Below are 21,937 nucleotides of genomic sequence, written 5' to 3' on the forward strand. Positions count from 1 at the left end.
TCAGACACAAGCAGATGATCTTCGTTCTCTTTTATTGAATAACGGGAGCGGTAAAGAAATAACGTACTTCGACAATCAGACTCTTTATCCAATACCGAATGAAGTCATTCAACAAGTTCTCCTCTACGTAAGAGACAACCTAACCCATAAGAGACTGACACGTAGCAAGGCAATTAAGTATCTTTACGCCCCCTTTCGCTATTGTCTTTCTCAGACGAAGCTCTGATTGAGCTAACCACTGCGATGGGAGACATCTACTGAATGTCCATTATATAGCTTCAACTCATACACCTACGCCAATTCCTCAAATTGAGGAAATCGAAATTAGATCGATGATGAGAGTACAGCCTATTAAGACTGTGGGAAAACTGGAGAATAACTAGGTGAATCAACCGGGTCAGATCAGACATCGCTGGAAGGACGGAACCTCGTTATTTCACCTAGTCTAATCTACCAAAAATCGCCAGTGGAAGGAGCATTGCGGCAGGGAGAGATTTTGTCTGGAATTTCTCTAGTACGCTTGAAATTGGTAGACGAAAACTCGCAACAACCCTATAAAGCTGTTAGGGAACCTATACCACATGCAATTATTGTCACCCAAGATTGTGATCTTGAGCAAGACTATGATGCTCGTTTTAATTCGACCGCTGGAAAACACAGAAAACTACCAAATATACTGTTCTGTGAGGTTGAGATAGCAGATGATGTTCAAGCAGAAAAGAATAGCAAAGAGGTAATAGAAGAAAAAAGGGTACGAAGTGAGAAACTTGATAGCGGTATATGGGAAGCCATTCCGCAAAACAAAGATGAGCGTTTTCAGTTTTTTGCGAGGTATTCTTCCAAGTGAAGATGCACTAAATCAGGGATTTCCTGATTTAGTAATTGAATCTAAGCGCTACTTTTACAGTGTCCACAGACCGAACTCTATCATCGCATAAAAAAACTGAGATATTCAGACGTTCGCAATTGAAAAGTCCATATTTAGAACATTTCACTGTGCGTTTTCACTACTATCACTACCGTATAGCGTTGCCGGAGGATCACTTAATAAAGAAGTAGAAATCAATTTTTAAGGTATATTTATCTTAACTGTTACATTCTTCGTTAATCTGCAAACATGGAGTTTGACGTTTGCTATGTCAGCGAGCGCTTTACCCCCCTCCATCTCCCGAGGCAGCGTGCGTCGAGGCGGCGCGGCTTGTGGTCGGCGTTCCCCGAGGATGGGGCGTTCGATCAACTGGTAGGTCACATAGGCCAGCGCCAGCGCGATCCCGAAGACCGCGGGGTAGACGCGCACCCCGGCCATCCCGGACGCCCCGACGATGAACAGCGCCAGCATGTGCCACAAATAGATCCCGTATGTCAGGTTGCCCAACCAGCGCACGAAGCGGTTTTCGATCACGAAATGCCCGGCGCTGATGTTCAGGATCAACCACGCGAAGACGAGCGTCATCGCATAATCCATCCACACGACATGCGCGGGAACTTCGGCGACGATCAGCAGGCCGAGCACCACCAGCAAGCCGATCCGCGCGGGCCGCGTGGTCAGCGTGCGTTCGACCGCCGCGCGGCGATAGTGCCATAAACACGCGGCCAACCCGCCCAGCGCGAGCGCATCCACCTTGAGATAGAGCACAATCTGATGCAGCGGGCTCTCGACCGGAGTCAGCGCGAGGAGCAGCAGGCGCAGGCCAATCACCAACCCGAAGGTCAGCGGGACGAAGCGCGCGCGCACCACCCACGGGAGCAGCCCGTAGAAGATGACTTCCACGCTCAGACTCCAGAAATGGCTGATCATGCCAGAGACACTGTTCAACGCCAGCGGAATGAAAGCGGCGAACAGCGCCGTCGCCGGGTACTGAAGCGCGTTGAACTGGCGACCAAACACGATCCCATAGTCGGGCGCGGTGGCGATGCTCACCCCCGCTGTGACGGCCAGCACCAGATAATAAGCAGGCACCAGGCGACGCAGGCGGCGTTCATAAAAGCGCAGGGGCTTAATCGGCTGCCGCTGTTTGTCGGAGAGCAGAATCGAGGTGAGCAGAAAGCCGGAGAGCACATAGAACAGCAGCACCGCTCCGCCCCCGGTCAAGGTCAGATTGCGCAGAATTCCCGTATTCACATCGATCAGGAACCAGCCGGGGATGAATTCGTGGACATGTCCGACGACGACGGATAGGGCTGCGTAGACCCGCAGCGTGTTTAAACCCGGGATATACCGGGCGTTTGAAGCCTTGAGAGATACATGCATTCCGGCATAATAGCACAGAACATGGCTGAACAGCACCCGCAGTCGGGTAAGACTGAGAAGACATTTATCCTATGGAAAGCGAGCAGCCTCTGTGGAAAGCATCATTTTGAGCGGCGAACGCGTCCGGTTGCGCGACTGGATACTGACGGATCTGGAAGCATTCGCCCACTGGCAGCAGCCCGGTCACCGGTGGCAGGAGCTCGACGGCCCGTACTACCCCGGCCCCAAAGCGGACGACATCTCGGGCATCGTCGAGCGCATCAAAACGCGCATCGAAAGCGGCAACTTCTCGACGCCGCGCCAGAACCTAATCATCGCACTCAAAGAGTCGAATCAGTTGATCGGGCAGGTGTCGCGCTACTGGATCAGCGAGGAAACGAACTGGTTAGCGGCGGGCATCTCGATCTACGACCCGGCGTTGTGGGGGCAAGGCTATGGAGCAGAGGCGCTCAGCCTGTGGACGGGCTACCTGTTTGCGGCCTTCCCGCAGATCGTGCGGCTGGACTTGCAGACGTGGTCGGGCAACCCGGGCATGATGAAACTGGCGACCAAACTCGGCTACCAACTCGAAGGCCGCTTCCGCCAGGCGCGGATCGTGCGCGGGGAATACTTCGACGCGCTCGGCTACGGGATCTTGCGCGAGGAGTGGGAGGCACGGTCACCCAAATAAAACGGGCAGACCGAATGTGGCTGCCCGCTGATAAGATCCCTGCCTACCGCGCCTAGTTGAGCGGGGCGGTGCCCTTGCCGTCGAGGGTTTCCGCGTCTTTCAGCGTCACAAAATCGTGAATGAAGCCGCCGCTGTTGCTGGCGATCAGCACGCCGCTCAGCTTTTCGACCTTCAGCTCGCCCGCGTGACTGATCGCGCGGCTGATCTGCTCGCGCACAATCAGCATCAGGTCATCCCAGAAGACACCGCGCGGGAGCTGCGGTTCGCGCAGCGAACGCAGGCTTTCCATGTACGCCATGACCGGCTCGACCTGCGGGAAGATCAGCTCGCCGGGGAGGTCGTGACGCACCACCGCATAAAAGTGCTTGGCGAGCAAGCGCACGCCATTTTCCAGCGAAAAACGCAGCGAATCGGGCTGCATGGGGCGGCGGTGAATGTTGCCGGGCGTGCTGAGCAGCAGCATGCCGCGATTGAGCAGCGCGAGGAATTCGCGCATAGTCTGTACGCTGTTGGTCGCGGTGATGAGCACGCCGCCCGGTTTGAGCACGCGTTTCATCTCGCGAATCGCCATGTCGATATCCGGCACATGGTAAAGCATGTGATTTGCCATGACCACGTCGAAGGTGGCATCGGCGAACGGCAGGTGCTGCGCGTCGCCCGTCAGCAGGCGCTGCGAGGCATTGTGCGTCGCCAGCATGCCCGCGGAGCGATCCAGCCCGTAGTAGGTGATGTTCGGCCGTTGTGCCCTGAGCGCATTGAAGTATGTCCCGGAACCCGAGCCCACATCCAGCACGACTTCATCTCCACGCCAATGAATGCGCGTGATCACCCAAGCGGGAAAATCCACCTTTGGCACACTATACTGATGATGAATATCCTGCCGGGTTTTCAGGAATATGTCGTTCGCGTACTGATGATTCAGTGCGTCGGAGTCGGAATTGGAAGTCATATGAGTCCAGAGGGTATCGTGGTTCACTCTTATGATTATACTCCATCTCGTTCGCAACACACTACTTAAGGAAACGGAAATGCTGAATTTAGGCGAAGTTGAAGCGGCGGCGGCGCGCCTGCGCCCGCACCTGCTGCCCACACCGCTCGAATAGGTCGGGGATAACCTGTGGTTGAAGCTGGAAAACGCCAACCGAACGCACTCGTTCAAGGTGCGCGGGGCGCTTAACGCGCTGCTGGCGCTCAGTGAGGCGGAGCGCGCCGCCGGAGTGATCACCGCGTCATCGGGCAATCACGCGCAGGGCATCGCCTACGCCGCCCACCTGACCGGGACGCGCGCCCGCGTGCTCATGCCGCTGCACGCGCCCAAAAAGAAGATCGCCGGGGTTAAGCGTTATGGCGCGGAAGTCGTACTACACGGCGAAGAGTACGGCGCGACCGAGATCGAAGCGCGGCGGCAGGAACGCGCGGACGGCCTGACCTACGTCTCGCCTTACAATGACCTGCGGGTGGCCGCGGGCAATGGTACGGTCGGGTTGGAAATTGTCGCCGCGCTGCCCGAGGTCGAGCGTGTGCTCGTCCCGGTGGGCGGCGGCGGGCTGATCTCCGGCATCGCGACCGCAGTGAAAGGACTGCGCCCGAACGTCGAGGTGATCGGCGTGAACGCGGCGGTGTCGCCGGACATGTACAACCTGTTCTACGGCGCGGCGCTGCCCGTCGCCTATGACACCTTGGCCGACGCGCTCCCCGGCGACATCGAAGCGGGGTCGATCACCGTGCCGGTCACGCGCGCACTGGTGGATCGCATTGTGCTGGTGAGCGAAGCCGAGATCGCCGCCGCCATGCGCTGGCTGATCGCCGAAGCGGGCTGGTTGGTCGAAGGCGGGGGCGCGGTCGGGTTGGCGGCGGTGCTCGCCGGGACGATCCCGCGCGACAAAAAGACCGCGGTCGTCATCAGCGGTGGCAATGTCGATTTAGAGGTTGTACGGCAGGTGATCGGGTAGGGCAACCTCACCCCAGCACACTCTCCAAAAAGAGGCGAGGGGGAGACGTGGCGAGCAATGTTGTCTCCCCTCCCTGAATTCAGTTGAGGGGCCGGGGGGCTCTCAGGGGTAGGTTTTTAATTGTAGGGACGAGGCATGCCTCGTCCTCCTGTGCTCACACAACCACCCTATCCGTTAAACCACCTCTTTTGCTTTCACAGACAAACGATCTATTGCCTAATCCAAAGGAAAAACCGGACGAGGCATGCCTCGTCCCTACAGGTTCTCAGCGAAGAAAACCGTATTCGATGGGGAAGCATAAAAACCTACCCTGTTAGGGGCCGGGGGTGGGTCGGACGCAGCGGACGCAATGAAGTGTCCCTACACAAGTACCGCAGGAATCACACGGGCGCACATGTGTGCGCCCGTGTGCCAAACCCGCTCGTTAAGTCGAGCAGGTGGAAACTCCGGTGAACCTTACCGCCGCCGCAAAACCAGCACAATCACGATCAGCAGGATGATCAGCACGAGCGCGATGATCAGGATCGGGATGATGTCGCCGCTGAACGGCGCGGTTTCGGTCTGCTGCGGCACGAGCGTCGGCGCGGGCGTCGGGCTGGACGCGGACTGCGCGCCACCATCAACGGGCGTCGGCGTCGGGCCAACCGCGCTCAAGCGGATTTCAATGGTCGCATTCGCTTGCGCGGTCGCGGTTGCCTGCGCGTCTTCAGTCGCCGTGCTTTGCGCGGCAGCCGTCTGTGCGGCGACATTGGCGCTGTCGGCGGTGGCGGTTTGCGCGGCGGCTTCCGTGCCCGTCGCGCCCGTCTCTGCGGTGACCGTGCTCGCCTGCGCCACTAACGTCTCTTCGGTCTGCGCGGCTTGCACTTCTTGGGTCTGCACTTCTACGGCGCTCTGCGTCTCAGCGGCGGTCTGGGTCGAGGTCTGCGCGGCAGCTTGCGTTTCTACCGCGGCTTGCGTCGCCTTCGCGTTCGCTTCTTCGGTTTGCGCGGCCTGCGTCGCGGCGTCACGAGTAGCGCGGGCGTCCTGCGTCTGCTGGACTTCAAGGCGCGTCTGCGCGGCGCGGGTTTCGAGCGCGCTGCGCGTTTCCACCTGACTTGTCGCGCCGATCTCCGCCCGGGCGGTTTCGCGGGCATCAACCGTGTTCTGTGCGGTCGCTGTCAGGTTGACGGCCTGCGTTGCGCTCGCATTCGCCTCGACTGTCGCGGTCAGCGCCACGGCGGCGGCGGTCGCGCTGGCGTTCGCCTCCTGCGTGGCCTGCTCAATGGCCGCTTGGGTGGCGGCGGCGTTCGCTTGTTCAGTGGCCGTTAGCGCCGCGGTCGCCGTCAGCGCGGCGAGCTCGGTGGCATTGAGATTAGCGGCTTGCGTTGCGGCAGCAGCAGCCGTGCCGGTGGCGCCCGCTTCTGCTGTGGCGGTGACCTGCGCGCCGCGTGTCACGGCGGCGACTTGGGTCGACGTAGCCTGTGCGAATTCGGTGGCGGCGGCATCGAGCGTGCTGCGCGCAATGTTGGTCGCGGCCTGATCAGCGGCGGCTTGCGTCGACGCCTGCTGATCGACGAACTGCTGGGTAACCGCCAGCACGGCGACTTCCGTGGCTGTTGCGTTGGCTTCGACGGTCGCGGTTTGCCCCGCAACCTGTGTCGCGGTGGCGTTCACGGCCAGCGTCGACTGCGCGCTCACCGTCGAAATCGCGTCACTGGTGGCCTGTGCCTGGGTCGCCGTCGCATTGGCGAACTCAGTCGCTTGGACAGCGGCGGCGGTCGCCTGCACGACCTGCGTCGCCTGCATAGCGGTGGCCGAGGCGTTCGCGACCTGTGTCGCGGTCGCAATCGGCGCTTCGGACACGCTGAACGGTACATCGAGCGTCGAGCTCTGGCCGCTGGCGTTGTCGGCGATGATGCGGAGGTTGTGCTCACCGGCACCGAGCGCCAGCACATCCAGCGTCACCGGGATCGGCAGCGCGGTGAAGTGCCCGACTTCGGCGTCATCCAGCAGCACGGCGACATGCACGACCGTGGTCTGGCTGTTGGCATTGATTTCGATCTCGCGGCTGGCATCCAGCGTTTCGCCGGGGGTCAAGCCGCTGATGAAGATCTGCGGCGGGAGCGCAGCGGTCAGGAAGTTGAGGCTGGTCGTGCCGCTCTGCCCGTTTTCGAGCGTGGCGCTGACGGTGATCGTCGTGCCGCCCGGCGGGAGCGTCATCGGGTCGATGGTATAGCTATTGTCAGCGTTCGGTTCGAGTTCTTCTCCGCCGACCGTCACTGTCACATCGCTAACGGGCACCTGCCCGGCAACGGTGACGCTGATGTCCACCGGACGATCCACCGTTTGGCCATCCTGCAAGCCGCTGATCACGATGGCGGGTGGGAGCGCGGCAGCGGTGAACGCGCCGCTGGCAGTGCCCGATTGGCCGCCTTCGTTGAGCGCGGTCACGGCGATGGTGTGTTCGCCGGGGGTGAACTGCGCCGGGTCGATGATGAAGGTGTACGGGGCGTCGAGTTCAACCGGCGCGTCGCCGTCAAACTGCACCGAGACGCCTGTGACCTGGGTCTGGCCGCCGCCCTCAACCGTGACGGTGACGGGTTCGGTCAGCGTACCGAGCGCGGCGAGATCCGGCGTGAAAGTCAGTTCCGGCGGCAGCGCGGCAATGCTGAACGTACCGCCCGATGTGCCGATGTCGCCCGTCGCGTCGAGCGCGCTCACGGCCAGCGTATAATCGCCGGGTGGGAACGCGACCGGATCAATCGTGAAAGTGAAGGGTTCCGCGTCGAGCAGCGACCCAATTTCCGTATCGGCCACTGCGAAATTGACGCCTTCGATGTCGTCATCGGCGCGCACGTCAGCGGTGATCGTCGTCGGTTCGGTGATCGGGGCATCCGGCAGCGTCAGGTCGATGATCGGCACAGGGATGGGCGCGCGCAGCGTCGCGTTGGCGACCGAAACGCCGCCGTCCGTGCTCACCTGCAAACCGAGCGTGTATTCCGTGCCATCGGCGGGCAGGTCGAGGTTGAGCGTAATCACGTACTGGCTGCGCAAAATCGTCGCCAGTTCGCTGTAAATTGCCAGCAGTTGATCGGGCGTGGGCGATTCGTAGTTGCGCGCGTTCGTCCCCGCCGAAAGTTCCTGCAAGTAGGTGCGATCCGTACCATAGCCGAGGCCGATGGTGTAGACCGGGACGCCGCGCGTGATCGCTTCTTCGAGCGCCGCGCCGCGCCCAACATTGCTGTGACCGCCGTACTCTGCGCCGTCGCTGAGGAGCACGACCGCGCGCCGCGGCACAGGCGAATTGGCGGCCAACTGGACGCCATCATAGGCCGCTTGATACAGCGCGGTCTGCCCGCCGAGCGGCAGGTTATCGATGGCGCTGAGCAGCAGATTTTTGTCAGTCGTGTAATCCTGAACCAAGCGTGTGCCCGTACCGAAGGTGAGAATCGCCACCGGGTCGTTCGCGCCGATGCTCTGCACGAACGCGCGGGCCGCATCTTTAGCGGCGAAGAACGGCGCGCCTTCCATACTTGTGCTGACATCGATTACCAGCACGGTCGCAATCGGCAGGTTCTGATCGGTGATGTTCTGCACATCGACGATCTGTCCGAAGGGAGCGAGGTCGCCGATCAAGCTGAAGTTGGCGGCAGTGAGATTGGTGATCGGCTGGTTCACGTTATCAAATACGTTGGCCGAAACCGTCACCGTCGGCAGTTGACTCGCGTTCACCCCGGTGATTTCGAGGCGCGGCGCAGGAAAACCCTGCATCACGCCCAGGCTTACGGGGAGTAGGATGATGAGCAGAAACAGAAAATATCTTGTGAGCCTCAAAATGCGCCCCCGCGTCTTATGCAAGCAAATCCATTAATTCCTGCTCTATGGTATGCGGGATTCGTGAAGGATGCAACAAATCGTTATATAGGCTGACAGAAGAATACGAGAAAGATATGCGCTGACTTATGTGAGGCGCGGTGCGCGGGGAATGCAGCAGTTGCCCCCTCTTCTACAGCCGAAGAGGGGACTGGTTAGCCATGGGTGCGCGGACGCGCTTACCCGCGCTTGTCCTTCTCGCTGAAGAGATCGCTGGTGGTGGACGGACGCCGGAAGAACAGCATATAGCCGCCCGCGAGGATCAGCAGGCCGGGCACGAGCCAGCGACCAATCGAGGCGTTGCTGTTGAAGATCAGCAGTTCGAAGAAAGCCGCAGCTACCACAAACGCGATCAGACCGAACTGCAGCAGGTTGCGCCCCGTCTTGATCTGCTGGGCGTTGTCGAGCCGCGTGCCGAGGTACATGGTCGCCGCGCCGACGAACACCGGGTAGAGCGTCCACACGTACGCCCACGTCTCATAGCGATCAAATGTGTCCTGGAACCACAGAATCGCGCCTGTGCCCGTGACAATCGCGCCGGGGATGATAAAACCCGCCGCGCGGCGGTCGCCCGTGAAGGCGATGATCAGGAAGATCACGCCGGGGATGACCACGAACAGCGGCCACGAAATGTCGAAGATCCGCCCGATATCAAAGTCAAAAATCTGCCCCGCGAGGAACAGGACACCTAAGCCGATGAGAATATACGCGCCGAGATTGTTGGATCTGGTCGTCATGATGAGTTAGCCCCCTGAATCTAACGTTCTGCATACATATACGGAGGCTGTCAGCAAAAGTTGCGCGAGGTGGACGTTGCGCTTACCTCACCCCAAGAACCTGACGGTTCTTTGCCCCTCTCCCTGGGGAGAGGGGCGGTTGAGCGGCGCGAAACGGGGTGAGGCTCAACGAAATGTTGGAGAGAAAATTACTTTACCGATGCCTAGAACCGATCCGCCAGCCCGAGCGCGCGGGTGATCTGTTCGATGTGGTTGACATCGTGCAAACCCAGCAGCCCTACCTGTTCGCTGACGGTGATTCGACCGAGCGACGAATGGATGCCGCAGCGGGCGTCGGTATCATCGGCGGTCAGCCCCTTGATGTAGCCGATCAGTTCGCGGCGGCGTTCCAGCCACTGCGCCAGCGTCGGCGCGAGCGCTTGCTCGCTGTAGCGGTTCTGCGCGGCCAGCGCGTCCGGGTCGAGCGGCGGAAAAGCGGGCGGGTTATCCGCGCTGCTGATCTTCATGCGGTCGCCGAGCACAATCTCGACATCGTTCAGGTGGCACAGGATCTCGATCACGTTCCAACCAGCACCGTCACGGGCTTGCCGGGCGCGCGTCTCATCGACATCCCGCAGGAGCGCCTGCAAAATAGCCGGGGTCTGCTGAATCGAGAGCAGACCGCGCGCAAGTGGAAACGTCATCTAGTCGTCTCCCCCGGCTTTACGGTCGGCGTTGTACTTCTTGAAGCCTTCCCAATCCTGACGCGCAGCATAGGCGGCCTGCTGCGCCCAGAACGGCAGCGTCGTACCGGGATAGCGCACCTGCGCTCCAGTGAGGATCTGCCGGAGCTGCTCTTCGGTGGCGTTCGCCAGCTTCTTGAACGAATCGATGCCGGCGGCGCGCAGCGCCCCGGCGATCTTCGGGCCGATGCCGTCGATGATTTCGAGATCGTCGGCGCTGCCCACGGCGGCTTCGGGATCGGTCACGGCGATAGTGAGTTCTTCCGAGGCAAGCGTGGTCGCTTTGGCGGCGGTCTCCGACGGCTGGTCGTTCACGACTTTGTCGACTTCTTCGGGGGTGAGCGTGCCCATAGTCGCCGTTTCGTAGGCTTGCTGCGGCGCGGCGGTCTTCTCCACCACTGATTCTTTCACGGGGTCGTCATGCGGCTGCGCGGTTTCACCCTGCGCTTCCGGCGGCGCCGCGGGTTTTTCCTGCGTGGCGGCGGCTTCGGCGGGGCTGTGCTCGGTGCGCGCGGTGAAGCCCGGCGTGGGCGCGGGCGCGCCTGGTTCGGTCGCTTTTTCCAACGGCATCCCCTGACTCGGCTTGTCCTCACCCGCATGGGGATCGATCACCGCGTTTTCGGGCGTCAAATCGACTTCGACGGCGGCGGGCGCGGCTGCCTGCGTGCTGGGAACGGGATGGGCGGCGCTCGGTGCTTCGTCGGCATCGGCGGCGCGTTCGGGACGGATGAACATGGTGTTGACGGGCGCGGCGGGCGGGGCAACCACAGCCGAATTATCGGCGGCGGGGAAGTCGCTCACGCGGTAGGTGCGTGTGCCGCCAACGGGCAGCGGCGCGAGCTCGGTCGTCTCCGGTTCGACATCAAATGCCGGAGCGGCTGCGCCCAGACGCCAGCCGAAACGATTCAGCAAAAGCAAGCCGATCGCCAAAACGAACAGCAGGATCGGCAGCCACCAATCCGCAAAGGGCGCGGCCTCGACAGCGCGATTGGCGGCGACGAGCAGCGCGGCGGTCAGCAGGGCGGCAGCGAGCAGCGTGCGACCTGAATTCTGTCCTTCCATCCTCAGTCCCTTCACAAGAAGCGTAATCTCAGCAGATCGTTATTATGACATGGTGAGCAGAAAGTTCACAGTTTACAGTTTTCAGTATATTCGACCCCACCTCGCACCGAGTGAGTCTATGCAAAGGGTGGTTTTTGTAGGGACAGACTCTGCGGCAGCACGAAGTCCATTTGGAAGCAGCGGACGCGGTAAAGAGGGTGTCTAAAAAAAGGACTTTCACGACACCCCTCACCCTGCTTGCTGCGCAAGCCGTCCCTCTCCCACGTAAACGGGGAGAGGGGACTTGACTCCCCCTTCTCCCCGCTTGCGTGGGAGAAGGGGCGAGAATGAGGGGCATTTAGACACCCTCTAAATCGCGTCACTACGAAAACGGTTTCGGTCTGGGAAACATGGCTGGCTCCCCTCTCCGAATTCGGGGAGGGGCTGGGGGTGGGGTCGGACATGTCGGACGCACCGCCTTCATCACCTCACCCCCCGACTTGGAATGTGCCGATCTCGACCTCGTTGCCCGCACATACGCCTGCTTCATTGAGCACGCAGAATGGTGCGATCTCCGGGTAGGTATACCAGCCGACGAACACGTGATACTCCCCCTCTGGCAGCGGAGTCGCGAAATTGATCGTCACTTCCTCCGCCCACGCCGAGCGGGCGAGCTGGACGCCGAGCGTGTTGTCCTGCTGGCCGACCAGCGTCCCGTTCGCGTCGAGCACGTGCACGTAGCGGATGTCGTTTTCGCCCCGCGCCTGTGTGAGCGTCCATTCCAGCCACACGGGCAGCGGTTCCCCGCTCGTAATCGTCGCCGGGACATGCCAGTTGCTGAGCGCCACGCCCCGGTCAAAGCGGTGATCGGATGGAATTTCGAGAATCGGCGGCGCATCGACGAATTCGACCGCTGGATCGCTCAAGGCAACGGTGTGACATTCGAGCGCGGGGTCGGTGTTGATCGGGCAGGCGGGATCAAGCGCGAAGCGCACGGTGCTGTAGCCGAACACGGGCAGCGGCACGCGGATCGGCGCTGCGCCGTCCACCTGCCAGCGATGCACGGGGACATCATCGAGCAGCAGAGTCACGGTGCGCGCTTCTCCAGTCAGCGTCGCCGTGAGTACTATCCAGTCGACTTCGTGGAAGGTGCAGCCGGGACAGCCGCGTTCCGGCGCATGCAAGTAGATGTCCGCTGTGTTGCTGATTTCGCCTTCCGGCGGGAGTGTGAACGTCAGCGTTTCCGGGTGGTCGGCGTCCGGGGTATTGAACAGGGCAACGCGCTCATCTTCATAGAACGGAGCGCCGAGCTGCGCCCGCGCCGCCGCTTCCAGTGAGCCATCGTCAAAGTCACGGTGGACGAGCACCACATCCGCGCCCGCGTCCTGCAGCAGCGCCGGATCGAACGTTTCCAGCAGATTCAGCTTGGCCGGGTTAACGGGCGTCTGCCGCGTGACCTGCCCGGCGATCAGCGCGTGCTGATGGGCCGTTTGCCAGTAGAGATCGGTCTTGGCAGCGACGAGATTGTTCCACGGCGCGCTGAAGATCGCCCGCACGTCGGCGCGGTCGGCCAGCGCCGCGACCCCGACGGGCACCGCGGCGGTGGTCGTCGGCAGCGGGAAGAACGTCTGATATTCGAACACGATGACCGCGCCGACGATCAGTGCGACGACTACGCGGAAGGCAGGACGGCGCAGCCACCCCCAGAGCACGGTCACACCGTAGCCCGCGAGGATGGCGACCGCCGCCGCCAACAAAAAGCCGAAGCGCCCCGGCGTGCGCGCCAGATTGAAGATCGGCAGGTCGGCGACCAGCGCGAACGGCATCGGGATGTAACTGCGATAGGCGTCTGCGCTCAGGCTGAAGGGCTGGTCGAAGATTTTGAGCAGCACGCCGAGCGACAATATCCATGCCAGCAGTCCGATCCAGCCCCACACCCGCGCTTTCGGCACGCGGATCAGCGCGACGAGCGCCAGCAGCCCAGCGATCACGCCGAGGTACAGCGCGCCTTCATCGAGGTTGATGCCGAGCACGGTATGCGTGTACGGCAAACGTCCAAACAGCGGATGATTGAAGGACGGCGTCACCAGCGCCAGCAGATCGGCGCTGTAGCGCACGGTGTCGCCCGTCTCTTCGTAGGCTGCCGTGCCGACCGCCGCCGTCGCGCTCGGCAGCGCGAAGATCAGCGCGAATGCCCCACCGATCACGCCAGCCGCGATCAGCCGCAGCAGGGACGCGAATTCGCGCCGGAGGAGCAGCCATAGCGCGTACACCCCCATCAGCGGCAGCACCACATAGATCAACTGGAGGATGTGCCCGCTCACGCTCAATTCGATGGCGACCGCCGCGAGGGACACATAGCGCCAGCCATCGCGCAGGCGGTAGAGCGCGTAGATCAGAATCGGCACGCCCCACTGCACCATCAAGCCCGCGTGCCCCGCGCCGAGATGTCCCTGCATCGTCGGGTAGAGCATGAAGATCAAGCCAGCAATGAAGGCCGAGATAACCTCACCCCCCAACCCCCTCTCCAGGGGGCGAGGGGGAGTTTGTGTTTCACGCTCTGTGTTCTCTGTGGTTAATGTCTTTTGCTTGGCAGTCAGGTACTTCACCAACCAGAACATGCTCGTGCCGTTGAGCGCGACCGTGAGCAGAATGGTCACGTTGGCAGCGACGGGAAGCGGCAGAACGAACGCCAGCAGCCACGCCGGGAAGAACTGGAGCGGGTGCGACCACAGCGTCACGCCGTTGATGCCGTCCGGGTAGGCGAGATTCGCCGCGAAGAACGGGTTTTGCCCCGTTTGCAGCGCGTACTTGATCCACCAGATGTGATGCGTCATCTCGTAGGCGTCGCCATGCACATAGCCGACCAGCGCCGTCGACAGGTTGAGGATCAGCGGGTAGGTGACGAGGATGGCGAGGACCAGATAGACGAGCAACGCGATCAGGGTGACGGGAAATTTTCGGCTCATGCTCATGACTGCCTGAGTGGGCGATAGTTGCGCAGTTCAAGTTGTTCGACGTGCAGCGGGCGGCACACCAGCGCCTCAGCGTTGGGCGGCGGGCACGCCGGATCGACGGCTAGGGTCAGCGTGTGATACCCGGCCTCCGTGAGGTCGATGGGCACATTCCAGCCCTGTTCCCCCGTCACCGTCCACGTGACCAGCGGCGCGCCATCCAGCAGCAAGCGCGCGCCGCGTCCGTCCGCGCTGATGCGTCCGGTCAGCGTGACCGTGCCGGGCGTGGGCGCGTACAGATAGACCGCCGCCGTGTCGGTCACCTCGGCGTCCACGCGGCTGATCCACGTGAAACCGGGCGCAGCCCCGGTAAAGGGCGCGACCGCGAACACGGCGAAACGTGCGTCTTCGTACAGCGGCACGCCGAGACGCGCATAGACGGCCGCCTCTAATTCTGCATCATCCCACTCGCGGTGCAAAATGACAAGATCCGCCCCCGCCGCGTCGAGCAGCGCCGGGTCGAAGGTTTGCAGCAGCCAACCCGCTGCCGGGTCGAGCGGCGTCTGCCGCGTGATATGCCCACCGATCAATGCCTGCTGATGCCCGGTTTGCAGATACAGCCCTTCTTTATCGACCAGCGGATGCTGAAACGGCACGTCGAACACGGCGCGTACGTCAGCACGCCCCGCCAAACTCCGGATCGCGTCGGGGATCACGGCGTCGGTGGTGGGCAGCGGCCAGAAGAACTGGTATTCAAAGGCGATCAACACGGTGAGGCCGAGCACGACGACCACGCGCAGTCGGAGCGGCTTGAGCCAGCGCCCGACGGTCGCCGCGCCATAGCCCGCGAGGATCGCCGCCGCAAAGCCGACCGCGAAATTGAAGCGTCCCGGCGTCCGCGCGATATTCAGCACGGGGATGTAGGGCAGCAGCGCGGCGGGCAGCGGGATGGCTGTGGCGTAGCCGCCAATGAGCACGGTGAGCGGCGCGTCGTCGAGTTTGAGCAGCGACCCGAGCGACAGCACCCACGCGCTCAGCGCGACGATCAGCCACCAGCGGGATTCTCGCCGCTTGATCAGCGCAACAGCAGCCAACGCCGCTGTAATCACGCCGAGGTAGGCCGCGCCCTCAAACGGGTCAATGCCGAGCACGCGGCGCGGATACTCCAACCCGCTGAACAGCGGATGATTGAAGGACGGCGACACGATGCCGAGCAGCGCCGCGCTGTAGCGCACCGCGCCCGGTTCAGACGTGCCGCCCGTCGCTTCACGCAGGGTGGGCAGCAGAAACGGCAGTGCCAGCAGCCCGCCGAGGATCAGCGTGAGCAGGGTGCGCCCCAGCAGCGACCAGTCGCGCAGGCGCAGGAGCATCAGCGCGTACACGCCGAGAATCGGCGCGAGCAGGTAAAACAGCAGCAGCAGATTGCCCCACAGCGACACGGCGAACAGCGCCGCGCCGATCCCGATGAAGCGCCGCCCGTCGCGCAGGCGCAGCAGCGCCAGCAGGAGCAGCGGCACGCCCCACAGCACAAGCAGCCCCGTGTGCGCGGCGGCCAACTGGCCCTGAAAGGTCGGGTAGAGCATGAAGGTCAGGCCAGCGAGGAAGGCTGGAAGCAGGACTGAGGGCTGAGGACTGAGGACTGAGCCCCCCTCACCCTTTGCTCCTCTCTCCCACGCAATTGGGGAGAGGGGGGGATCGGTCTCACCTCCCTGAGCCGGGGGTGGGGTCGGAATCTGACCTTTTGCAGCACGCTCATGCCTCGTCCCTACGACGACTTCCCCTTTTCCCCCCGGAGAGGGGGCTAGGGGGTGAGGTTGACTCAGGAGGAAGCGTGCCAACCGGAACATCGACCAGCCGTTGAGCGCCAGCGTGAGCAGCGCGGACAGGTTGAAGGCAGCAGGAACTGACATGACAAAGGCGAACAGCCACGCGGGGAAGCTTTGCAGCGGCGCGCTCCACAGCCACGCCGCCGACAACCCCTGCGGATACAACAGCAGCGGCTGGAAGAACGGATTCTGCCCCGTTTGCAGCGCATGCTTGATCCACCAGACATGCGCGGCGTACTCGGTCGCATCCCCGAAGGGATGCCCGATTAGCCGCGCGTCAAGCTGCGTGATGAGCGGAAAGTGATGACACACGCCACCCCGAAATAGACCGCGAACGCGGCGAGATCGGGGACGAAGCGCTTCAACGTTTGCGGGCGGTGATGGCGATGATATCGAACGGGTTGACGTAAAGTGACCATTCCGATAACCGGAAAGCGCGTTCCAGCGACTGCAGCGGTTTCGCCAGCGGCGGCAGATACATGCCCAGACGGTCGAGGAACAACCGCAGCGTGACGTACTTGCCAACGTGGTAGACATCGACCACTTCAAATCCGGCCTCGGTCAGCATGCGCCCCAGCGTCTTGGGCGAGAAATAGTAAAGGTGTTCTTCCGACAGCTTGTAGCCAACCCAGCGCTTCCCCGTGATGTGCGCGGGAATGCTGTCGACATCCGGCGTCGCCAGCGCAATCGTGCCGCCGGATTGCAGCAGTTCCGCCGCGCGCTGAATGTAGGCTTTGGGATCCGGCACATGCTCGATCACATCCCACAGCGACACCATCGCGTAGCTGCCGCGCTCAAAATCGAGCTCGGTGAAGCTGCCGTGCGACGCCGGGAAACCGAAGCGGTCGCGCGTGTAGTTGACGGCGAAACTGGAAACGTCCAGCCCTTCAACCTGCCAACCGCGCGCCTGCGCTTCCGCGAGGAAAAAGCCCGCCGCACAGCCGACATCCAGCAGCTTGCCCTTGCGGCTGACAAACCGTTCCAGACGGCTCAGGCGCCGCCGAAAGGTCTTGCGGATGTTGGCTTCATCGCGGACATAATTGGTGTAGCCGACCGTGCCGGAGTCGCTGTTCTGAAAGTAGGTTTCGCCGTACAAAGCGTAGAGTTCGTGGGCGTCCGGGCGCGGGCTGACGAACACGAGGCCGCAGTTCTGGCATTCAACCAGACCACGTTCGTTTTCGGGGCAATACGGAACGAGATCGGTTCCTCCACACAAGTTGCAGGGGATGTGTTTCTTTTCGACCTCTGCGCGCACGCGTGGGGACTGGTTTTCCGTGGACTCCGCCATCTGCTGACTCGCCTTATCTCGATTTTGTCGTGCAAAACTCGGACAGTATACAAGGGATTATAACGGTAGACAACCGCGCTTTAACATAAGACAAACTTCCTTCCTAGCCGGAAAATGCTAGAGTTTCTTGACATTGGCGCAAGTTAGCGAAATTCGGATGCCCAATGTATTCCTGTAGGGGCGGGGTCTAGCAGAGGTAGGTTTTCATTGTAGGGACGAGGCATGCCTCGTCCTTCTTTGCCAACACGGCTGTCCCCCCTGTTTGCCAAACGATGCTTTTTGACGTCAGTTAGGGATAAAACAGCCGAGTGGCGATGATTTTGCGTGACTGCCCTGTGTATCCGACCCTACCCCCGGCCCCTCCCCGAATTCGGGGAGGGAGACAGATAGTGCGTCTGTGTAGGGACGAGGCATGCCTCGTCCCTACGCGGTTTTTGGCGCAGGAAACCTGTATTCCGTTGGGAAGGATGAAAAAACTACGCCTGTCAGCGCGAATCGCCGTTCCCGTTCTGGTCTTTGAAGGGATTGCGCGGGCGGGTCGGCTCGTCGCTGTACAGGTCACGCGGAATGGGCAGCGGATTCACCGGGCGGTTGCTCGCCCCCATCATCTTCTGGATCGCCTGCATTTCCATCGTCGTCAGCGCGCCCATCACGCCGAACTCGTTGTCATGGTGCGCCTTGCCGAAGGCTTTGTGGAAGGCGATACGCTGAAACTGAATGTTCGCCATGTCGTGCACGAGCAGCGCGTTGGGGTTGATGCCGCGCGGAGCCATATCGGTGGAGCGGATGAGCAGCATGCTCACGCCGAGCAAGGCCACGCCCGCCACCTGCACCGGCGACAGGCGGTCGCCCAGCACGAGATAGGCCAGCGTCAGCGCCACGCCGATTTCGCCGATGGCGATGATCACCGTGCGCAGGCTGCCGAACACGCGAATGCTCGAAAACATCGCCAGGCGCGAGAGCGCGGTCGTGATGCCGAGCACAACAATCGGCGGGAGCGCCGCCTCAAAGACATCGAAGGACAGCGGCGTGCCGACCGCCGCCCACGCCATCAACACGACCACGCCCATTGTCGAGAGGATGTAGAGCGTCGCCGTCGGCGGCGGAATTTCGTAGAGCAGATACTGGCTGAACATCATCGTCCCGGCGAACATGAGCGCGCTGCCGAGCATCATGCCGACGCCCAGCCAATCCAGCGGTTGGTTGCCGAAGCCCGTCAGCATGACGAGCGCGATGATCGACAGGCCGAGGCGAATCGCGAGACTGCGGCTGAGTTTTTCCCCACCGAGATGCGACAGAATCACCGCGAACACGATGTACATGCCGTTGAGGAGCTGCGTCATCGAGGCGTCGAGCAGGCCGAGGCCACCGTAGAAGAAGAGCGAACCGATGCCGTTGATCACGCCGATGATGATGCACCCGAGCAAGCCCGCCGGGTAAATGAAGATGTACTTGCGGAACGCGATGCTGTAGAACAACCACAGCAGCACCACCGCCACGAGCGTTCGCCAGGCTGCTACAGAAAACGGATCGGCGCCCGCGCGAATCGCCAATTTACCGAAGATCGGCGCGACGCCGAGGAACACAGGTGTGAGCAGGGCGGCGGCGACCGCTTGGGCGTGCTCCGAGGGGCGGACCAGACGCATGATTACGGCTCTCGCGACTTCCGGGCCACGTGCGCCACAATCGGCAGCACGACGATGAACTCACTCCCCGGCAGACGGTCCGGGTCGTAACCCCGGCTCTGCATGGAGATCTGCCCCCCGTGCGCTTCGACGATGCCCTTACAGATCGCCAGCCCTAAGCCGATGCCGCCGCCGCGAAACGCCGTTTTGCTGGTCGAATGCAGCGAGAGATCGGTCGTGGTGTGGAAGCGCTCGAAAATCGTCTTCTGGTCAGCGGGCGCCACGCCGATGCCCGTATCGCGCACGCTCAGGCGGATGTGCTCACCATCGGACTGCCCGTGCAGCGTGATCGTGCCGCCATCCGGCGTGAACTTGATGGCGTTGCTGATGAGGTTGCGCATCGTCAGCTCCATCAGTTCCCAGTCGGCGGTGATGCGCTCGGAAAATTCCGCCCGGTTGAACACGATGTTGAGCTGGCGCTCTTGAATCACCTGTCCGTAGCTGTGGAGCACGCGCAGAATGATGCTGCCGAGGTCGGTCGGGCCGAGCGTCAGGTCGATGTTGTTGGTCATGATGCGGCTGATCGTCAAAATTTCGTTGATGATCCCCTGCATTCGTTCAATCGATCCGGTCAGGCCGTCCAGCAGCATGCGCATGCTCGGGTCGAAGTTGGCGATGGATTTGACGTCCGCGTTCTCTTCCAGCAGGCGGCTGTAGCCGTAGACCAGCGTGAGCGGCGTGCGCAGTTCGTGCGCGGTGAGCTGAATGAACGTGTCTTTCATCTTGTCGAGGCGGCGCAGCGACTGGTTGATCGCTTCGAGGTCGCGCACGCGTGTTTCCAGCCGCGCGACGACTTCCTGCGTGTAGCGGGCTTGGGCCGCCGACAGCAGCCCCTGATCGATTTTGTCCTGCCCACCTTCAAGGTAGTAGGCCACCTGCTGCAAAAGCTGATCGATATCGATGGGCTTGGTGATGTAGCCCGTGATCCCGGCGGCGAACGTCAACTCGCGCTGATCTTTGAGCGTCTGCGCCGTCAGCGCGACGATGGGCGTGTGCGTGAAGCGATGATCGCGCCGCAGCGCGGTCGTGATCTCGCGCCCGTTCATGTCCGGCAGGTTGATGTCGGTCAGGATCAGATCGAAGGTCTCGTGCCGCGCCATATCAATGCCTTCGAGACCGCACGCCGCCACGGCGACGTTATAGCCGCCGAAGCGCAGCGTGCGCTCGACCAGCGCGCGGCTGGCGGGATCATCTTCGATATACAAAATCGATTTGGTCATGCCCGCCTCAGTTGAGCTTGTCCACAAGATTCTCGATCACATCTTCGTCGATGGTCGAGCCTTTTTGCAACAGCAGATCCACCTGCGAATTCAGCCGCGCCCGCTCTTTGGCGGTTAGTTCCTTCGCCGTGATCACGACGACGGGAATGTGCTGGAGATCCGGATCAGCCTTCAAGGTATCGATCACCTCAAACCCGTCGACATTCGGCATCATCAAATCGGTGATGACCAGATCAGGCCGCATCTGGCGCACAATCTGCAAGCCCGTCGCGCCATCATGCGCGAGATGCACTTCCGCGCCCTTCGCCTGCAGCACGCGGCGAATCAGGCGGGCAGCGTCCGGCGTATCCTCGATCACAACGACGCGGCGCACCTGCGCGTCGATCTGCTCCATCGCCGACGCGAGCCCTTCCTGCGGCGGGAGCGGCGTGTGCGCGCGTTCCGACACATCGACCGAACGCTGCCACTGGTCGCCGAGAATCTGCGTTTCGACCGGCATAGTATGCCCGGAACAGTTGACGACGACCACATCGTCCGGCTTGATCACGCCCTCGCGCACCATCTTGAACAGCCCGGCGAAGGCGACCGCCGTCGCGGGTTCGACTGACAAGCCATCGTTGCGCGCGACTAACCGCGTCGCATGGAAGGCTTCTTCATCGCTGGCCGACGTGAAATGCCCGCCGTATTTCGCGACGTAATCGTAGAGCAGTTCGTAGGCGCGACCGGGGTTGCCCGTCGCCAGCGTGGAGATGATCGTCTGCGGGTCTTCGACCGGGGTGGCGATGCGCTGCCCGCGGTTGAACGCCTCGACCATCGGCGCACAGCCCGTCGACTGCACCATGCCCATCGCGGGCATTTTGTCGACCAAGCCGAAATCGATCATCTCACGGAAGCCCTTGCCCACGCCGATTGGTCCCATACCGCCGCTCACGCCCTGAATGAACCAATCCGGGGAGCGCCAGCGCTGCCCACCTTCGAGCTGTTCGCCCAACTGCTCGGCGATTTCGTAGGCCATCGTCTTCATTGCTTCGATCGCCGCCACGCTCTTAATGCCGCGGTCGAGGAACAAGCCCTGCCGCTTGGCGTAGCGCGCCGCGATCTCTTTGGTCTGGTCATACGTCCCGGTGATCTTGATCACCTCCGCGCCGTAGACCGCCGCTTCGCGCATCTTTTCGGCGGGGGCGAGGCTCGGGAAGAACGCCCACAGCTTGATCCCCGCGCGCGCGCCGTAAGCGGCATAGGCAATGGCGACGTTCCCCGTGCTGGCGACCACGACCGAGTCGACGCCGATCTCTTTCATGGCGGAGATGGCGACGGTCGCCTGCCGATCTTTGAAGCTGGCCGTCGGTCCCTGTCGCTCATCTTTGATGAACAGGTTGCGCAAGCCGAGCATCGAGGCGAGCGCTCGCGATTTAACAAGCGGCGTGCCCCCTTCGCCCAGACTGACGATGTTCGCCGGGTCATAGAGCGGCAGCACCTCGAAGTAACGCCACAGACCGCGCCCGCGCTGCTTGATGGCCTTGAGCCATTCCTGCACGTTGATCAGGCTGAGATCGTAGCGCGCTTCGAGGATATTCTCACCACACTGAGGACATCCCGCGACCGACTTGGTCAGCGGGATGCGCGTGTGGCAGTTGATGCATTCCAGTTCAATGCGGTTGGTATCTTTGTGAGTGAGCAAATTGCTGTTTCACTTTCCGGGTTAACAGCGGGACGCCCTTGCAGGCGTCCCGACCAAG

The 21,937-nt window shown here is 61.8% G+C and carries 16 protein-coding genes; 4 read left to right on the forward strand and 12 right to left on the reverse strand.

The genetic code is table 11. The features are described from left to right. Window positions 1-496: 496 nt before the first annotated feature. Window positions 497-847, forward strand: a complete 351-nt coding sequence (locus tag IPK17_RS05455) for a hypothetical protein (RefSeq protein ID WP_343416665.1) — start codon at window positions 497-499, stop codon at window positions 845-847. Between the two features lie 222 nt (window positions 848-1,069). On the opposite strand, the gene IPK17_RS05460 is transcribed toward IPK17_RS05455, so the two are convergent. Further along, the gene (locus IPK17_RS05460) at window positions 1,070-2,251 is read right to left on the reverse strand and encodes an acyltransferase family protein (protein ID WP_343416666.1); all 1,182 of its coding nucleotides are present in this window, start codon (window positions 2,249-2,251) and stop codon (window positions 1,070-1,072) included. A 91-nt stretch (window positions 2,252-2,342) separates the two neighbouring features. Between IPK17_RS05460 and IPK17_RS05465 the strand changes: the two genes are divergently transcribed. Further along, entirely contained in the window at window positions 2,343-2,921 is a 579-nt protein-coding gene (locus tag IPK17_RS05465; RefSeq protein ID WP_343416667.1) for a GNAT family N-acetyltransferase, read from the forward strand. A 52-nt stretch (window positions 2,922-2,973) separates the two neighbouring features. Here the strand turns inward: IPK17_RS05465 and IPK17_RS05470 are convergent, their stop codons facing one another. Continuing rightward, window positions 2,974-3,870: a class I SAM-dependent methyltransferase gene (locus tag IPK17_RS05470; protein WP_343416668.1), complete on the reverse strand. Its 897-nt coding sequence runs from the start codon at window positions 3,868-3,870 to the stop codon at window positions 2,974-2,976. A gap of 31 nt (window positions 3,871-3,901) precedes the next feature. On the opposite strand from IPK17_RS05470, the gene IPK17_RS05475 reads away from it, so the two are divergent. Beyond that, on the forward strand, window positions 3,902-4,024 hold the full coding sequence (locus IPK17_RS05475) for a hypothetical protein (protein WP_343416669.1): 123 nt from the start codon (window positions 3,902-3,904) through the stop codon (window positions 4,022-4,024). 12 nt (window positions 4,025-4,036) lie between these two features. Then, window positions 4,037-4,873, forward strand: coding sequence for a threonine ammonia-lyase (locus tag IPK17_RS05480; RefSeq protein WP_343417287.1), 837 nt, complete (start codon window positions 4,037-4,039; stop codon window positions 4,871-4,873). 456 nt (window positions 4,874-5,329) lie between these two features. Here the strand turns inward: IPK17_RS05480 and IPK17_RS05485 are convergent, their stop codons facing one another. From IPK17_RS05485 to thrC, 10 genes are all read right to left on the reverse strand, one after another. Then, window positions 5,330-8,686, reverse strand: coding sequence for an Ig-like domain-containing protein (locus tag IPK17_RS05485; protein WP_343416670.1), 3,357 nt, complete (start codon window positions 8,684-8,686; stop codon window positions 5,330-5,332). A gap of 218 nt (window positions 8,687-8,904) precedes the next feature. Then, the gene (locus IPK17_RS05490; protein WP_343416671.1) at window positions 8,905-9,462 is read right to left on the reverse strand and encodes a hypothetical protein; all 558 of its coding nucleotides are present in this window, start codon (window positions 9,460-9,462) and stop codon (window positions 8,905-8,907) included. Between the two features lie 203 nt (window positions 9,463-9,665). Continuing rightward, a complete protein-coding gene (locus IPK17_RS05495) occupies window positions 9,666-10,145 on the reverse strand; it encodes a DinB family protein (RefSeq protein WP_343416672.1) in 480 nt (159 codons plus the stop codon). Further along, complete coding sequence (locus IPK17_RS05500) at window positions 10,146-11,246, reverse strand: helix-hairpin-helix domain-containing protein (RefSeq protein WP_343416673.1); 1,101 nt, start codon at window positions 11,244-11,246, stop codon at window positions 10,146-10,148. It lies immediately after the preceding gene. A 467-nt stretch (window positions 11,247-11,713) separates the two neighbouring features. Further along, window positions 11,714-14,194: a putative glycosyltransferase family protein gene (locus IPK17_RS05505; protein WP_343416674.1), complete on the reverse strand. Its 2,481-nt coding sequence runs from the start codon at window positions 14,192-14,194 to the stop codon at window positions 11,714-11,716. Between the two features lie 2 nt (window positions 14,195-14,196). Then, the gene (locus IPK17_RS05510; RefSeq protein WP_343416675.1) at window positions 14,197-16,317 is read right to left on the reverse strand and encodes a carbohydrate-binding protein; all 2,121 of its coding nucleotides are present in this window, start codon (window positions 16,315-16,317) and stop codon (window positions 14,197-14,199) included. A 49-nt stretch (window positions 16,318-16,366) separates the two neighbouring features. Next, window positions 16,367-17,293 carry a class I SAM-dependent methyltransferase gene (locus IPK17_RS05515; protein WP_343416676.1) on the reverse strand — a complete coding sequence of 309 codons (927 nt, stop codon included), beginning with the start codon at window positions 17,291-17,293 and terminating at the stop codon, window positions 16,367-16,369. A gap of 485 nt (window positions 17,294-17,778) precedes the next feature. Next, window positions 17,779-18,939 (reverse strand): DMT family transporter, encoded by a 1,161-nt coding sequence (locus IPK17_RS05520; RefSeq protein ID WP_343416677.1) that lies wholly within the window; start codon window positions 18,937-18,939, stop codon window positions 17,779-17,781. A 2-nt stretch (window positions 18,940-18,941) separates the two neighbouring features. Continuing rightward, on the reverse strand, window positions 18,942-20,198 hold the full coding sequence (locus IPK17_RS05525; RefSeq protein WP_343416678.1) for an ATP-binding response regulator: 1,257 nt from the start codon (window positions 20,196-20,198) through the stop codon (window positions 18,942-18,944). Between the two features lie 7 nt (window positions 20,199-20,205). Next, window positions 20,206-21,879 (reverse strand): threonine synthase, encoded by a 1,674-nt coding sequence (gene thrC / locus IPK17_RS05530; RefSeq protein WP_343416679.1) that lies wholly within the window; start codon window positions 21,877-21,879, stop codon window positions 20,206-20,208. Between the last annotated feature and the right edge of the window lie 58 nt (window positions 21,880-21,937).

This window comes from Candidatus Flexifilum breve, assembly GCF_016713355.1.

Excerpts from the sequence above, each read along its gene's own strand:
- IPK17_RS05520 (WP_343416677.1), bottom strand. The coding sequence starts at position 18,939 with ATGCGTCTGGTCCGCCCCTCGGAGCACGCCCAAGCGGTCGCCGCCGCC.
- IPK17_RS05490 (WP_343416671.1), bottom strand. The coding sequence starts at position 9,462 with ATGACGACCAGATCCAACAATCTCGGCGCGTATATTCTCATCGGCTTA.
- IPK17_RS05505 (WP_343416674.1), bottom strand. The coding sequence starts at position 14,194 with ATGAGCCGAAAATTTCCCGTCACCCTGATCGCGTTGCTCGTCTATCTG.
- IPK17_RS05515 (WP_343416676.1), bottom strand. The coding sequence starts at position 17,293 with ATGGCGGAGTCCACGGAAAACCAGTCCCCACGCGTGCGCGCAGAGGTC.
- IPK17_RS05475 (WP_343416669.1), top strand. The coding sequence starts at position 3,902 with ATGATTATACTCCATCTCGTTCGCAACACACTACTTAAGGAAACGGAA.
- IPK17_RS05495 (WP_343416672.1), bottom strand. The coding sequence starts at position 10,145 with ATGACGTTTCCACTTGCGCGCGGTCTGCTCTCGATTCAGCAGACCCCG.
- IPK17_RS05525 (WP_343416678.1), bottom strand. The coding sequence starts at position 20,198 with ATGACCAAATCGATTTTGTATATCGAAGATGATCCCGCCAGCCGCGCG.
- IPK17_RS05460 (WP_343416666.1), bottom strand. The coding sequence starts at position 2,251 with ATGCATGTATCTCTCAAGGCTTCAAACGCCCGGTATATCCCGGGTTTA.
- IPK17_RS05500 (WP_343416673.1), bottom strand. The coding sequence starts at position 11,246 with ATGGAAGGACAGAATTCAGGTCGCACGCTGCTCGCTGCCGCCCTGCTG.
- IPK17_RS05470 (WP_343416668.1), bottom strand. The coding sequence starts at position 3,870 with ATGACTTCCAATTCCGACTCCGACGCACTGAATCATCAGTACGCGAAC.